Annotated in this window: 9 protein-coding genes and 1 pseudogene; 7 read left to right on the top strand and 3 right to left on the bottom strand. The window is 41.3% G+C overall.

Features of this window, described 5'->3' with window-relative positions:
• Nucleotides 1-107: 107 nt before the first annotated feature.
• The 6 genes and pseudogenes from ACFVSW_RS14740 to ACFVSW_RS14715 all read left to right on the top strand — a co-directional run bounded on the left by ACFVSW_RS14740 (nt 108) and on the right by ACFVSW_RS14715 (nt 9839).
• Nucleotides 108-1502: an amino acid permease gene (locus ACFVSW_RS14740; RefSeq protein ID WP_387317417.1), complete on the top strand. Its 1395-nt coding sequence runs from the start codon at nt 108-110 to the stop codon at nt 1500-1502.
• A 52-nt stretch (nt 1503-1554) separates the two neighbouring features.
• Nucleotides 1555-2808 (top strand): imidazolonepropionase, encoded by a 1254-nt coding sequence (gene hutI, locus ACFVSW_RS14735; protein ID WP_387317310.1) that lies wholly within the window; start codon nt 1555-1557, stop codon nt 2806-2808.
• 27 nt (nt 2809-2835) lie between these two features.
• The gene (locus ACFVSW_RS14730) at nt 2836-4002 is read left to right on the top strand and encodes a M20/M25/M40 family metallo-hydrolase (protein WP_387317308.1); all 1167 of its coding nucleotides are present in this window, start codon (nt 2836-2838) and stop codon (nt 4000-4002) included.
• Between the two features lie 333 nt (nt 4003-4335).
• Nucleotides 4336-5859 carry a histidine ammonia-lyase gene (gene hutH / locus ACFVSW_RS14725; RefSeq protein ID WP_387317306.1) on the top strand — a complete coding sequence of 508 codons (1524 nt, stop codon included), beginning with the start codon at nt 4336-4338 and terminating at the stop codon, nt 5857-5859.
• Nucleotides 5860-6310: 451 nt separating this feature from the next.
• Nucleotides 6311-8245 (top strand): annotated as a pseudogene (locus ACFVSW_RS14720) (bifunctional 2',3'-cyclic-nucleotide 2'-phosphodiesterase/3'-nucleotidase); the annotation flags it as partial.
• Between the two features lie 289 nt (nt 8246-8534).
• A complete protein-coding gene (locus tag ACFVSW_RS14715) occupies nt 8535-9839 on the top strand; it encodes an alkaline phosphatase (protein WP_387317303.1) in 1305 nt (434 codons plus the stop codon).
• Between the two features lie 378 nt (nt 9840-10217).
• Here ACFVSW_RS14715 and ACFVSW_RS14710 read toward each other — a convergent pair whose 3' ends face one another.
• Together ACFVSW_RS14710 and ACFVSW_RS14705 are read right to left on the bottom strand one after the other, a co-directional pair.
• Nucleotides 10218-11132 (bottom strand): phosphotransferase, encoded by a 915-nt coding sequence (locus ACFVSW_RS14710; RefSeq protein ID WP_387317301.1) that lies wholly within the window; start codon nt 11130-11132, stop codon nt 10218-10220.
• A 212-nt stretch (nt 11133-11344) separates the two neighbouring features.
• A complete protein-coding gene (locus tag ACFVSW_RS14705) occupies nt 11345-12544 on the bottom strand; it encodes a CynX/NimT family MFS transporter (protein WP_387317298.1) in 1200 nt (399 codons plus the stop codon).
• A gap of 214 nt (nt 12545-12758) precedes the next feature.
• Between ACFVSW_RS14705 and ACFVSW_RS14700 the strand changes: the two genes are divergently transcribed.
• Nucleotides 12759-15125: an alkaline phosphatase PhoX gene (locus ACFVSW_RS14700; protein ID WP_387317295.1), complete on the top strand. Its 2367-nt coding sequence runs from the start codon at nt 12759-12761 to the stop codon at nt 15123-15125.
• A gap of 100 nt (nt 15126-15225) precedes the next feature.
• Here ACFVSW_RS14700 and ACFVSW_RS14695 read toward each other — a convergent pair whose 3' ends face one another.
• Nucleotides 15226-15834, bottom strand: coding sequence for a M15 family metallopeptidase (locus ACFVSW_RS14695; RefSeq protein ID WP_387317293.1), 609 nt, complete (start codon nt 15832-15834; stop codon nt 15226-15228).
• Nucleotides 15835-15940: the final 106 nt, after the last annotated feature.

The following is a 15940-nucleotide window of genomic DNA, read 5'->3' as shown; positions in this document are numbered from 1 at the left end:
TAGGGGGCATTCGTTTGGAAAATTCACCGTTACATGTATCTGCCGATGTTACACCAGGTAATTCACCTGGTCATCTACAAAAAAAATTAAAAACACGCCATATTTCGATGATTGCCTTGGGGGGTACAATCGGAACCGGTATTTTTCTTGGAACCGGCCCGGCGATCCACGCAGCAGGACCGGGTGGTGTATTAGTTGCCTATAGTATTATTGGCATCATGGTATATTTTGTGATGACTGGGCTTGGGGAACTCGCAACATTTATGCCGACAAGCGGCTCGATTAGTACTTATGCCACACGTTTTATTGATCCTGCTTTGGGCTTTGCCTTTGGTTGGAACTACTGGTTGTCATGGGCGATGACACTTGCAGCCGAATTATCAGCCTCTGTACTCTTGATGAAATATTGGTTTCCCGATAGTCCGTCACTGTTATGGAGCGGGTTATTCTTGGCTTTGCTTTTCCTATTAAATATTTTATCCGTTAAGGGATTTGGCGAAGGAGAGTACTGGTTTTCATTTATTAAAGTCGCCACCATTATCATCTTCATCGTTGTTGGAATCTTGATGATTTTTGGAGTTATGAACGGCAGTCAGCCAGTTGGATTTAAGAATTTCACTATTGGCGATGCTCCATTTGTGGGCGGATTTCTCGGTACACTAGGGATTTTTCTCGTTGCCGGTTTTTCTTTCTCAGGAACAGAATGTATTGGTGTTGCAGCGGGTGAAACGGAGAATCCTGTAAAAAATATACCTCGAGCGATTCGCAGTGTATTTTGGCGCATTCTTCTATTCTATGTTTTAGCGATACTTATTATTTCGTTTCTCGTTCCCTACACGAATGAAAGCCTTCAGAGCTCATCTGTTTTGACTAGCCCCTTTACAATTGTTTTTGAACGAGCTGGCTTTGCTTTAGCTGCTTCCGTTATGAATGCCGTCATTCTGACTGCTGTATTATCTGCTGGGAACAGCTGCCTCTATGTAACTAGTCGAATTATGTATGCAATGGCGAAAGACGGACAAGCGCCGCGTATCTTTACCAAGGTTACGAAAAGTGGTGTGCCAGTAGCAGCCCTAGTTGCAACCACTTTGATTGGCATGCTGGCCTTTTTAGCCTCTTTTGTTGGTGATGGAAAGATCTATCTTTGGTTGATGAACTCTGTTGGAGTGACCACTTTTATCTTTTGGCTGGGTATTGCCATAAGTCATTATCGATTCCGAAAAGCATACGTTGCCCAAGGTAACTCGATAAGCGACCTTCCGTATCGCGCCAAATGGTATCCTTTTGGACCTATCTTTGCTTTTGTTATCTGTTTTGTCATTCTATTAGCACAGGACTATCAAGGCTTCACATCAGGCCATATCGATTGGGAAGGTGTATTCGCTGCCTACCTAGGAATACCAGTTTTTCTCGTATTTTGGCTTGGTTATAAATTTATTAAGAAAACAAAAGTCATTCCTTTGCAAGAATGTAAGATTGATGTCAAAGAGTTTCATCAGTAAGAAATAGAAGTTTACCTATAAAACAATTACAACTTGAGGAGGGCGCACACCTATGTTTGAAAATAGTCGAAGCATAAAACCTGATTTAATCATTCGTAATGCGGCAGAAGTGATCACCTGCACAGGGGATAGCATGGAAGATATCGGATTACTGACAAATGCAGCGATTGCCATAAAGGACGGTAGAATTGTTGGAGTATGTTCCAATGAAGAGATCGAGCTGAGATTTATCTCTGATGAAGCCGCTTCCATCGATGCTTCTGGAAAAGTGGTGGCCCCAGGTTTTGTTGATTCCCACACCCATTTAGTTTTTTATGGCACAAGGGTTGAGGAATACGCAGCAAAGCTGACTGGGAAAAATAATCCTGAACAATTAAAAAAACTGGGCATTGCTACGGGCCCGAACCGGACGGTTGAGCTAACAAGAAATCGACCTGAAGAAGAGTTACTAGAGCAATCAAAGAAACGCCTCATGACCATGCTGGCACATGGGATTACCACTGTCGAAAGCAAAAGCGGTTATGGGTTAACGACTGAAAGTGAAATCAAAATTTTAGAAGTAAGCAGAAGGTTAAATGAAGAAACGCCGCAAGATGTATTCAATACATTTTTAGGTGCTCATGGGTTCCCGGAAAATGTAACAAAGGCTGAGTATCTTGATGTGATTATCAATGAAATGATTCCGCTAATAGGCGAACGGGGATTGTCGGAGTTTTGCGATGTTTGGTGTGATGAGGGGTATTTTTCCGCGGAAGAATCGGAATTAATTCTAAAAGCAGGTTTGCAGTATGGAATGAAACCAAAAATTCATGCAGATGCCTACTCCTATATTGGCGGTACGGACCTCGCGGCTGAGATGAAAATGGTGTCAGTCGACCATTTAAACTATACACCAGTAGAGGTTATGGAGAAGCTTGCAGAAGCAAAGGTAACAGGAGTGTTAATGCCTTCGCTAGATTTTGCAGTGAGTCATAAACGCCCATTTGAAGCACGAAAAATGCTTGATTTAGGAATGAATATCGCCTTGGCAACCGATCTTTGTCCGGCAAGTTATACCCAATCCATGCAATTTGTCATCGCCCTTGCATGCAAACTTTATCAATTCTCCGTTGAGGAAGCGATTAAGGCGGCTACATATGGTGGAGCGAGGGCGCTTGACCTCGATGATCGCGGTGTTATCCAGGAAGGGAAACTAGCAGACTTACAAATTTGGGATGTCCCAACCTATAAGCATATTGCTTATGAGCTTGGAACGAACGTGGTCGAAACCGTAATTAAAAACGGGAAGGTTGTCGTGGAGCGCTAGAATAATAGATTTGTAGGAGGAATAAATGTGAAAACGAATCAAGTATCAAGTGCAGCAGATCATATAAAGGCTGACCGTTTACAAGCGTTATTTCTTGAACTGGCAAAATTAAATGCACCAAGCGGGAAAGAAAGCCTTGTGGCGGATTATTTAAAAAAAGTACTGCCGGAGCTTGGCTTTACATTGGAATTTGATGAGGCGCATAAACATTTTAACGGGGAAGTTGGCAACCTGATTGCTTGGCGTGAGGGAACAGATCCACAGGTCCCGCCGTTGTTTTTCTCGACACATATGGATACGGTATTGCCAACAGAGGGTCTCAAGCCTGTTATAAAGGATGGCGTGATTTATTCTGATGGCACGACCATTTTAGGGGCCGATGACCGTGCTGCCTTAGCTGCTTATTTGGAAGCGATACGGGCCATCATTGAAAGCGGGGTACCGCATGGACCGATCGAATTGATTCTGACTGTTAATGAACAGCCGGGTCTTGTTGGCGCTACCTATATGGATTACAGCAAGGCGAAAAGTAAAACCGGCTATATTTTTGATAGCAGTGGGGATGTTGGTCAAATTATTCTTAAAGGACCATACAGCAGCCGCATCTGGATGGAAGTACAAGGAAATGCCGCCCATATTGCGCTGAATGCTGAAGAAGGAAATAGTGCGATTCTCCTTGCCGCAAAAGGATTATCAAACATGAGGCTGGGGGCAATTGACGAAGAAACGCTTGCCAATATTGGGATCATAAAGGGTGGAGAGCTAACCTCCATCATTCCTGGAAGTGTCATAATTGCCGGGGAAGTACGCAGTTTTTCTAAAGAAAAGTTAGACGCACAGTTGAAGCATATGGAAGAAGTTATGGAGCAGGCAGTAGAGAAAAATGGCGGAAAAGTTGAGGTGAGAGTTGAGAAAAAATACCTCGGCTTTGATATTGCCAAGGATGATATTTTAGTAAAAACAGCTAATGAAGCGGCCAACACCATTAAGGTGAAACCGTATTTAACCGAAACATTAGGCGGTGCCGACACAAATGTATTAAATGAACATGGGTTGACCTGCTTGACCCTTGGATTAGGATTCCAAAATATTCATTCATTCCGAGAGTGTATCAGCGTTGAAAATCTTATAAACACGGGCAGATTGACCGCGGCATTGATTGAACAGTGGTATGCTAACCATAAAAATGCCTGATGGGGCTTGATGCAAGCAGTTTCTACAAAATTCCATGCTGCTTTCGTTAACGTAACCTTTTAATCAGACCCTAAACTCTATTAAATTCACTATTTTCTATTAGTGATAATACTAACTAGTTTATAATAATTTGGTTCCATTGACCGAAGCGGTGAAAACGGAGGAAGATAGGTAAATGAAAAGGGGTTCCATTGACCGAAGTGGTGAAAACAGACGAAGAAAGGTAAATGAAAAGAGGTTCCATTTACCGAAGTGGTGAAAACGGAGAAAGAAAGGTAAATGAAAAAGGAAGACGATTATTCATCTAAAGTATAGTAATGGGAGTTGGACACAATGAGCAGCAAAGAATTAGTCGAATTAAAATTGGTAGACTTAGACGGGGTTACATTGGACCGCTATAAAGTACAAAGTATTGCCGATGGAGAGGCACAAGTAGGGATACCAGAGCAAAACTGGCAGAGAGTGCGAGTAAGCCGCGAACGGGTTGAAAAGCAGATCAATGATGGAAAAGTAGTTTATGGTGTCAATACAGGGTTTGGTAAACTGAGTGATATCGAGATTGACCGCGCAGATAATGCCAAATTACAGCTGAATTTATTGCGTGCCGATGCTGTCGGTGTAGGGGAACCTCTTCCGATTCCAGTGGTAAGAGCAATGATGACATTAAGAGCCAATTCACTTGCGAGAGGGTTCTCTGGAATTAGAGAAGAAACCTTACAGCTCCTAATTGATATGATTAACAGCGGAGTTCATCCAGTCGTTCCCTGTAAGGGATCGGTCGGGGCAAGCGGCGATTTAGCACCGCTTGCCCATATTGCCATTGTTTTAGTTGGCGAGGGGAAAGCGGAATATAAAGGAGAAATTCTCCCGGGTGCTGAAGCGTTAAAACGTGCGGGGCTACAACCGGTTTCTTTAGAAGCGAAGGAAGGTCTAGCCCTCATCAATGGAACACAAGCGATGTCGGCTGTTGGTACAATTGCACTTAACGAGGCGGAAAGAGTTGGTTTAGCGGCAGATATGGCAGCAAGCTTAACAATGGAGGCACTAAACGGAGTAATCTCCGCATTTGACAGTGAATTATTAGCTGTCAGGCCCCATCCGGAGCTTGAATTTGTTGCATCGCGCATGAGGAAATGGCTGGAGGGCAGTAAACGGATTACCCGGCAAGGGGAAATCCGCATCCAGGATGCCTACTCCATTCGCTGTATTCCCCAAGTCCATGGCGCATCGTGGCAGGCGTTTAATTATGTAAATGAACGTTTAAGTGTCGAAATGAACTCGACAACGGATAATCCGATAGTTCTCGAAAACGGCGAAATCCTTTCGGGCGGGCACTTTCATGGGCAGCCGATTGCGTTATCGATGGACTTTTTGAAGATTGCGGCCGCAGAGTGGGCGAATATTTCCGAGCGAAGAACGGAACGGCTCGTCAACCCGCAATTAAGCGGCTTGTCACCATTCTTAGCGCCAGATCCAGGGTTAGAATGCGGCTTGATGGTTGTCCAATATGTGGCTGCATCACTTGTTTCTGAAAACAAAGTACTTGCCCATCCGGCAAGCGTCGACTCCATTCCGACCTCTGCCAACCAAGAGGACCATGTCAGCATGGGGACAATCGCCTCCCGGCAAGCAAGAGAGATTATTCACAATTCAGCAAGAGTTATTGCGATTGAAATGATCTGTGCCTCGCAGGCGATTTACTTGGAACAGGCAGAGAAAGAGCTAGCGCCGGCCACAAGAGCCTATTTGGAACAAATCCGCGTCATCTGCCCGCCGCTAGAAAGTGATCGCGCTATTTCCGATCAAATGGAAGAACTAGCTCAGTTTATCTTAAAGGATAATTCCTTAAGGGACTAGGTAGGGGACAGGAACATTGTCTCTTTATTTTTTAAAAAAAGGCTCTGTTATTATTCATTGTTGATTTTCGTGTAGGTATGAAAATTCATAGGCGGAGAATTTCCGGCTAATGTATATAGAGGAAGCTTGAGAAGCAGAAATAAGCGGAGATATTCCGATTAACTGCTCTAAATACGGCAAAATCCAACGATTTGGATAATATAAACGGAAATACTCCCTTTATTTTTAAGGAAATATGGGTATTTCCCAATTTAAACGGAATTTTACCGTTTATTTTTCAAACACAGTGAAATTAACATTCAGTTATAACAGAGCCTAAAAATATAATAACAGTGAAATCTCCCTATTAAGTCATATTCTTGGAAAAAGATACAAATACTATTTTCGTTTGTATGATTTTGATAGGGAGGTTTATCGATTGGTTAAACAAGTTTCCATCTTTTTAGTTTCCATGCTGGTCGTGGCTGGACAGTTTCTACCTTTACATGCCGATGCCAAAAAGGCAGACGGGTCTATTCGGCCGCAGGGAGAAGGGACTGTTCAGCTTCGCCTGCTTGAAACGACCGATATCCATGTTTTCTTAGCAAATTATGATTATTATCAGACAAAACAGGACGATAAGGTTGGATTGGTGAAAACTGCTACCCTCATCAAACAGGCACGAAATGAAGTGAAGAATTCGATGTTGTTTGATAATGGGGATGAGATTCAAGGGAATCCTTTAGGGGATTATGTGGCAAAAGTAAAGGGATTAAAAAAGGGCGAGGTCCATCCCGTTTATCGCGCCTTTAATCTATTAGGCTACGACGCCGCCACAGTGGGCAACCATGAATTTAATTATGGGCTGGGCTTTTTAGCCGAAACCCTTAATGATGCCAAAATGCCTGTTGTGAATGCGAATGTCTATAAGGCGGGAACAGAAAAGCCTTATTTTCAACCATACGTCATTTTGAATAAAAAGATTATCGATAACCGCGGAAAAAAGCAAATGATTAAAGTAGGGGTCATTGGCTTTGTAACTCCACAGATTATGGAATGGGATAAAGCAAATTTAGAAGGAAAAGTGGAGACGAAATCTATTGTTGAGTCGGCGAAAAAATATGTTCCGATGATGAAAATAAAGGGGGCGGATGTCATTGTTGCCCTTGCACATACGGGAATAAGCGGCGAGCCTTATCAGCCAGGAATGGAAAACGCAGCTTACTATTTAACGCAAATAAAAGACATTGATGCAGTAATGACTGGCCACCAACATAACACCTTCCCTGGCCCTATTTATAAAGATTTAGCAAATACGAATCTTGAGAAAGGAACCATCAATGGAAAACCGGTCGTAATGGCAGGAGCATTCGGCAGTCATCTTGGAGTCATTGACCTCCAATTACAGAAGCAGCGTGGAAAGTGGAATGTGGTTGACAGTAAGGCCACATTAAGACCGATTGTCGATGCAGAGGGTAAATCGATTGTGCAAACAGATGAGAAATTAATGAAGGCGATATTACCAGAGCATGAAGGAACGATTAAATATGTTAATCAACCTGTCGGAGAAACGACCGCTCCAATATATAGCTATTTTGCTCTCGTTCAGGATGATCCTTCAGTTCAAATTGTAAATAACGCACAAACCGATTATTTAGTGGAAAAATTAAAAGACCCAGCCTACAGTAAGTATGCGGGGATTCCTGTTCTTTCGGCAGCAGCGCCATTTAAAGCAGGCGGTCGTAACGGTCCTGATTATTATACGGACATTCCTGCGGGAACGCTGGCGATTAAAAATGTCGCGGACCTATATTTGTATCCGAATACGCTTCAGGCAAAAATCGTGAATGGAGCACAGCTCAAAGAATGGCTGGAAATGAGTGCCGGGCAATTCAATCAACTGGACCCAGCTAAAACGGGCGAGCAGCCATTAATTAATCCGGATTTTCCATCGTTTAATTTTGATGTAATTGATGGTGTGCAGTATCAAATCGATGTGACAAAACCGGCTAAATATGATGGTAACGGAAATGTCATCAATGCAGGGGCAAGTCGAATTGTCAATCTCACGTATCAAGGTAAGCCTGTCGCAGCAGACCAACAATTTATCGTAGCGACAAATAACTATCGTGCTTCAAGCAACACTTTCCCTGGAGTCAGTCAGGGCGAAATCGTCTTAAAGGCTCCAGATGAAAATCGGCAAATTGTCACGAACTATATTCAAGCGCATAAAACGATTAATCCATCTGCGGACCAAAACTGGTCGTTTGTAAAATTCAAAGGCACGGTGGTACCGGTGTTTGATTCATCACCGAAGGCACAAAATTACCTTAGCCAGTACCCTAATATAAAATATATTGGACCATCTAGTGGAGGATTTGTGAAATATTCGATTAATTTAACGGAATAACCAGTGTTTGGTTGGCTCCAAAGGAAAAGGCTGCCCTAATTAATTTTTGGGCAGCCATTTTATTGTATAATTCAAGATTCTACCAATTTAAAGGAGTTCGGCTTTATTTCCTGAAGCGGGTTAAGAACGATCGGATTAAATCCTGATGAATATTAATAATTTTTATAATTTTTGTAAAATTACTGTATTATCTAATTAATTCTTCCTTTTATATGTTATAAAAGGAGTGTGAATAAGTGGTTTCAGTTATGATTGCTACGTTAAAAAAGAAAGGGTGTTGTTAACTTTGTTAAATTCTGCCGTTCTTCAACATGATAGTGAACTGAATTCATTCCATCCTATTTTGAAATATAATGGAACGAGGAAAGTAAAAAATGTCATCTTACTAATCGGAGATGGGATGGGCTATTCTTATACTACCGGTCTTCGCTACTTCAATCATGCTTCCCAAAAAGGATTCATGACTCCCACTATATTTGACCAATACTTTGTTGGCTCCCAATCAACCTATTCATTAGATAGAGAAAGTAATATTACAGATTCCGCGGCAGCAGGTACGGCATTAGCGACGGGGTATAAAACCTATAATGGAGCTCTTGGTTTAAACATTGATAAACAATCTGTTCCGACAGTTTTAGAATATGCAAAATTTCGAGGGAAGTCTACAGGTTTAGTAGGAACAAGTCAGATCAATCATGCAACATTGGCGGCGTTTGCAGCACATATTGAATCTCGAGAACAATACGATCAAATTGCTGATGACTACCTTGATGAACGAATAGAAGGCAAACTGAAAATTGACGTGATGCTTGGTGGTGGAATATCCTATTTCGTTCGCAATGATCGAAATTTAGTAGAAGAGTTTGTTAAAAATCGTTTTGGCTATGTGAGCAACTTACAGGAGCTTGTTACGAATAAAAAGGAGCAGCTGCTTGGTTTATTCGCACCGGTTGAGCTACCGAAACAAATTGATCGCGATTCGACTGTTCCTTCCCTTTCGCAAATGACGCTAGCGGCTATTCAACGCTTACAGCAAAATCCAAATGGTTTTTTTCTATTAGTAGAAGGAAGTCAAATTGATTGGGCAGGGCATGATAATGATATTGTAGGGGCGATGAGTGAGGTTAAAGACTTTGAAGCAGCCTTTAAAACGGCAATTCAGTTCGCTTCCGATCGAGAGGATACGATTGTTATCGCGACAGCAGATCACTCAACCGGCGGAATGAGCATCGCTCGAAATGATAATTATAGATGGGATCCAAGTGTCATTAAATCGATTACCTCCACACCTTCTGTGATTGCCAGGCGATTGCATGATACAAAAGATATGACCATTTTAAAGCATCATATGCCCTTTTCACTTCATGAAGAGGACTTAAAAACCATCGAATCAACGCTAGAAATGGAAGTAGAAGACTCAAAGGAAACACTCATTAACATCATCAATCACTACTCCAGTACAGGTTGGACAACAAAAGGTCACACGGGTGAGGATGTTCCCATATATGCGTATGGTCTAAATAGGCATTTGTTTAGCGGCCGAATGGAAAACAGCGATATCCCGAGGATTCTTTTTCAGATAATGGATTAAAAGGTCGAAGAAAACTTATAAACGATGCGAGAAAAAATAAAAAATGGGGGCATCATTTCTTTTTAACGTGGGCGGTGATTTTTCATCTGGTAAAGCAATTAGATATTTGATAAAAGCGATGTAGGGGAACAAAAGTGGAATTGTAATTAATCGCATGACTTGCTGGATCATTAAGGACAAAGAAGTGTACAAATGGGAATCAAAATAACGAGTCGAATCATGAATTCTTTCAACGATAACAACTCCTTTAGGATTAGATTTTATAAACTTAGTATAAAAGTAGTTTGTTAATTGTTTATATTTCATTTGTAAATTTATTGTCAAATTTCCCGTGGAAATGAAATAGGCGAACAGTGACTGGTACTGTTCGCAAAAAGATCATCCATTTAATGCTAAAAGTAATGTTGAACGACATTCGTTTACTAATTCTTCATCCTTTTGATCATCCGCATATAAAAGGAGTATGACGTTTGTATAAATTGCTTTAAACCTTGCGATCTTTTTAATTTCAGGTTCAACATCACCATATATTGTGAAAAAGGCTTCCCTGCCTTCCGCAGGAAGAAAACTATAAACAATCGATAAATCGACCGCTGGATGTCCAATATGCGTATCGCCCCAATCAATTACTGCTGAAACTATGCCATCTTCATTTACGAGCATATTGCGAATATGTAAATCACCATGAACGAGTGTTTTGGTTTCATCCTCTAAAGGTTTCTTTATGGATGGAAGAAAGAATTGCAGCTGCTCCACTACATCTAGGTCGATTAACCCTTTTTCCCTGGCTGATTCGATATTTGCTTCCAGCATTGGTTTTCTTTTAGTGATATTGATCCGCCCCAGTTGGTCATAAGGAATTTGGAGCTTTTTTGCATCTGTTATCGGAAAATTATGCAGTGTACGTAAAAATTGAGCCAAAGGTTCTACCGAAGACATTCTCTGTTCGAGTGTCAAATTAGTGGGTGTTATTCCTGATAAGATGGTGTATCCTCCAAATGGCCACGGATAACGATCTTCTGGAATGCCTTGAAATTGTGGATTTGGAACAGGAATTGGCAGCAAGGGTGCTAACACAGGGAGAAGCCGATTTTCAGTTTGAATTAAGTGTGCTGCAATTTCTCTTCTAGGAAAACGAAAAACGTACCGATCATTTACGAGAAAAACGGAATTATCAAACCCTTCACCCAATACCTTCACTGTTACTGGCTTAAACTCAGGGAATTGGTTCTCAATAATCCTACTCGCCCTTTTTTCCGAAATAACCTTCTCGGGAGACCAAGGCTGACTCATTCCATCCACCTCCATTAAATTACCCAAATTGTCTTAAGGAGTCACGTTTTCTCTTTTTCTCTCCGCTACTGGTCATCAATTAGCCCTCATTGGTGACCACTTTCTCTTTTTTTCAGCGCTTTCGGTCAACAATAGTCCTCATTGGTGACCACTTTCCCTATTTTTCGCCGCATCCGGTCACCAACTCAAACAGTAACAGTCTCTGTTAGCCATTAAACATACCGATTGCGGCCTGATAACATACCAAATAGCATCATAACAATAGAAATCAAGATAAGCGTGAAAATAGGAACTGTCCAGATATGCGTTTTATCAAATAAATATCCAATAATAAGGGGGCCTACTGCCGCAAGGACATAACCAGTTGATTGTGCCATTCCAGATAACTCGACAGCCTGATTAGCATTTCGAGCACGAAGCCCGATATAGCTTAGAGCAAGTGGAAAGTTTCCACCTAATGCAATCCCAATTAGAATAATACTTGTAATTAATATCGGATAGGACGTGCCTAATAGTAATCCACCATAACCAATAACAGAGAACAACCCTAACACGAAAGCAACCCATATTTGGGAACGATAACGTCCTGCGAAGACTGGGATGAAGAAACTCGCGGGTAATCCCACAAGCTGGGTAAATGACAGCAGCCAGCCTGCAGTCCCCATCCCTATTCCTCGACTATGTAAAATCTCAGGTAACCAAGAAATCGTTACATAAAATAAAAAGGACTGAAATCCCATATAGATAGCGATTTGCCAGGCAAGAGGTGTACGCCAGATGTGATTAGAGGTAGCACTAACTCTTTTTATTCCTTTTTGACCTCCTTGCTTAAATTTGAGAAGAAAAGCCCATATCATAATAGCGATTACGGCCGGAATTCCCCAAACGATTAAAGCTCCCTGCCATCCAATGTTCAAACCAGTTGCTAAAGGAACACTTACTCCTGATGCTAATGATGCAATCAAGCCCATTGAAGTGGAATAAACACTTGTCATAAGACCAAATTTCTGTGGGAATTTATCCTTTACAACAGCTGGCAACAGAACATTGCCAATCGCTATCCCTGCCCCAATAAAAAGAGTCCCAGTGAAAAGAAAAAACGTCATTGAGATGGAGCGAATCCCTATCCCAATTAAAAGAGTGATCAAACCAACGAGTAACGTCCGCTCATTTGTTAACCGATTGGCGATTTTAGGAACAATGGGGGACATGATAGCAAAAACAATTAACGGCAAACTCATTAATAAGCCTGCGCTCCAATGTGCTAATCCAACATCTTCCTGAATCATTGCAACTAACGGTCCTACTGATGTAATGGCTGGGCGCAAATTAAATGCGACAAGGACAATCCCTGAAACGAGCAAAAACATATATATCGATTTCGTACGTGTATTCGATTTTTGTAACTCCACTCAAAGAACTCCTCTCATATAAAAAAACCTCTTAAAGTATACCATGGCAACAAATGACAGTCACTTTTTGCCCAATGATACTTTAGTGTATACACTTTAAAAAATAGATGGAAAATTTACAATTCTTCACATCCGCTCAACATTCTATTAACCGTAGCTTAATATATTTGCGTTTTAATAGAGTGGTAATGAAAAAAGGGGAGGAAATGAAAAGATGAAAAAGCGATTGACTGCTGTATTAGCCCTTAGTTTAATGATTCCTGCAGTAACACCTGCAGCAGCGGCAGGGAAGGATATCACGATCAATTCTTTTAAGTTTAACTCAATGAAAGCTCCAGCTACCATCGAAGAAATGGTGAAAACCTATACAAGTGCGTCTTTGGATGTTACGTATAGCAACGGCGCAAAGAAGAATTTTCCACTTACATATAAACAGCTATATCTTTCTGATGAAAAAATTGTCACAAATAAAGGGGAGAAAATCCCTGCAGGTACGCCAATTGATGCAAAAGGTGATCCAATTATTGACAAGAGTGTTCCGGGACAAGAGTCGTACTATATTTCCGATGCACCAGATTCTAACAGCTTAATGAATGTTGGCGGGAACCTATTCTTAATTTCTCATTTTGAATATCAAACTCTTGATAATTCCGGGGAATCGGCTTACGGTGTTGTACCAGCCTCTATGACGTTAGCAGCATTAAATCAAGATAAAAAGAATGGTGAATTATCTGTTAAAGAAGCAAAAAAGGTTGATTTCTCGCTAGTAAATGGCTTGTGGATTCCGTGTAATGGAACTACATCTCCTTGGGGCACCCATTTAGGTTCGGAAGAATATGAGCCAAATGCGCGTCAATTTGAGGCTGAAATAGGGACTGATAAAGATTCAACAAATGTAAAAGGTTTTGCCAAGCTTTATTTTGGTGATGAAACAAAAGGGAATCCCTATAATTATGGCTGGATTCCTGAAGTAACGGTACAACCGAATGGTGATACGAGTGTAGTAAAACACTATAGTACGGGTCGTTTTTCTCATGAATTGATGCAGGTAATGCCGGACAATAAAACTGCATTCTTCGGTGATGATGGTAACTATACTGTCACGTTTATGTATGTCGCTGACAAAGAAAAAGACTTAACAGCTGGTACCTTATACGCCGCAAAATTTTCACAAACTAGTTCAGAAAATGGCGGAGCAGGTAATCTTGAGTGGGTAAAGCTGGGACATGCTACTGATGATGAAATTAGAGCCATCATCGATAAAGGAACAAAATTTAGTGATATTTTTGAAACAGCCAGTGAACCAACTGAAGGATTTACAGCGATTAAAACAGATTCAAGCGGAACCAAAATAGAATATCTGAAGGTAAAACCAGGAATGGAAAAAGCAGCAGCGTTCTTGGAATCCCGTCGCTATGCCGCCTTAAAAGGAGCAACGGCAGAGTTCCGTAAAATGGAAGGAATTGCAGTCAACGCAAAAGATAAGAAGGTCTATATGGCAATGTCTGAAATCGGAAAAGGGATGCTGGAAGATACGAAGCATGCTGACCCTGTGGATGATATTCGCTTACCGCAAATTCTTGCTGGTGCAACATATGAATTAAATCTTACGGGCGGGCAAAAAGATAAGGATGGCAATATGATTGCAAGTAATTATGTTGCCTCTGCTATGAAAGCCCTTGTTGTAGGTGAAGATTTAACAGCCCCTGATGCATACGGCAACAGAGCCAATCCAGATAAAGTATCTAAACCGGATAATTTAAGTTACTCTGAGAACATGAGAACTTTATTTATTGGTGAAGATGGCGGGGAACACACCAATAACTTTGTTTGGGCCTATAATATTGATACAAAAGAATTATCCCGTGTGCTTTCAGTACCGGTTGGAGCTGAGGCAACAGGCTTACGTGTTCTTGATAACTTTAATGGATTCTCTTATATTTTAAGTAATTATCAACATCCTGGGGAAGACCTTGAGAATTTCCAAGGAACGGCGGTTGATAAACAAGCATTAGAGAAGGCGATGGAAGAGGGCATCGGCATCCTGAAAAAAGGCGGTGTTGGTTATATCGCCGGTATGCCGCAACTAAATGATCTACATGTTGGCTGGCATCTTGTTTCCGGTAAATGGTTCTTCTATGATGAAAAAGGTGTAATACAAACTGGCTGGGTGAAAGTCGGATCACAATGGTACTTCCTTGATGCATCGTCAGGTGAAATGAAAACCGGCTGGGTGAAAGACGGATCAAAATGGTACTATCTAGCATCATCCGGTGAAATGAAAACCGGCTGGGTGAAAGATGGAGCGAAATGGTACTATCTAGCATCATCCGGTGAAATGAAAACCGGCTGGGTGAAAGATGGAGCGAAATGGTATTATCTTGCGTCATCCGGTGAAATGAAGACTGGCTGGGTAAAAGATGGATCAAAATGGTATTATCTAGCGTCATCAGGTGAAATGAAAACCGGCTGGGTTCAAGTTGGGCAGAAGTGGTACTATTTATATAACGATGGCAGTATGGCAGCAAACACTACCATCAATGGCTACAAGGTCAATAAGAATGGTGAATGGATTAAGTAATTCCTAAATCAACATGAAAGGCGAACAGTGATTACCACTGTTCGCCTTTCTATGTTGATTTATTGCGGAAATTTACCGAAAAAGTACCATTTACGCCACCTTATTGGATGTCTGCCGTCACGGATGATTCAGCGGGTCTCTCGCCATTCTGTAGTTGAGCAATAGTCAAGCCAAAGTTCATTTGTAAATGAGGGTAATCTTTAAATTTAGCCCAATCACCGCCCCATTCAAACCCTAAAGCTTTTGCCAATGAAACAACCTCGGTCCAATCTGCCTTTCCATTTTTATTTCCATCATACTCCATATCCCAAATCACGTTTCCCGAAGGGGTCTTTAACGCAAAATCAATCGCAAGCCCAAAATTGTGGTAGGACTCTCCGCCTTTTGCATATGTAACAATACTTCCCTCCGCCGAACGACCCTTTTCATACAGCCGATTCTGATCGTCCGCACTTCGGAAACCATCGGTAATCACGATGACAATTCCTTTATCTGCAGCTTGTTGGATTAATTGTTTGGTCCGTTCCTTCACAATTGGATGAAGCTCAGTTGGTAAAAAATCGGAATGATTTATTTTCCGTTCCGTAAAAGGATTAGATTCCTTAAAAAACAGATTAAAGAATAGGAGAGCGATTAGCACAAGAATAAATAGATAAATGGAACTTCCTATCCGTTTTAGTTTCAACACTACATATTCCTTTCGTATCAAAAATGATTTCACTTTGTAAGACGTAAACAAGAGCTTAATGGTTTCATATTATTGTAAACCATATTTTGGGCGCATCATAGGCATTAAAGGAATATTCCTTTTTTAC

The organism is Neobacillus sp. NPDC058068, from assembly GCF_042885335.1.
Taxonomy (GTDB): Bacteria; Bacillota; Bacilli; order Bacillales; family Cytobacillaceae; genus Neobacillus.
Note: the sequence above shows the minus strand (reverse complement) of the source record. Positions and strands in the feature narration are given on the sequence as shown.

Coding starts and splice junctions, on each gene's coding strand:
- ACFVSW_RS14740 (WP_387317417.1), top strand. CDS start 108: ATGATTGCCTTGGGGGGTACAATCGGAACCGGTATTTTTCTTGGAACC.
- hutI (WP_387317310.1), top strand. CDS start 1,555: ATGTTTGAAAATAGTCGAAGCATAAAACCTGATTTAATCATTCGTAAT.
- hutH (WP_387317306.1), top strand. CDS start 4,336: ATGAGCAGCAAAGAATTAGTCGAATTAAAATTGGTAGACTTAGACGGG.
- ACFVSW_RS14710 (WP_387317301.1), bottom strand. CDS start 11,132: ATGAGTCAGCCTTGGTCTCCCGAGAAGGTTATTTCGGAAAAAAGGGCG.
- ACFVSW_RS14700 (WP_387317295.1), top strand. CDS start 12,759: ATGAAAAAGCGATTGACTGCTGTATTAGCCCTTAGTTTAATGATTCCT.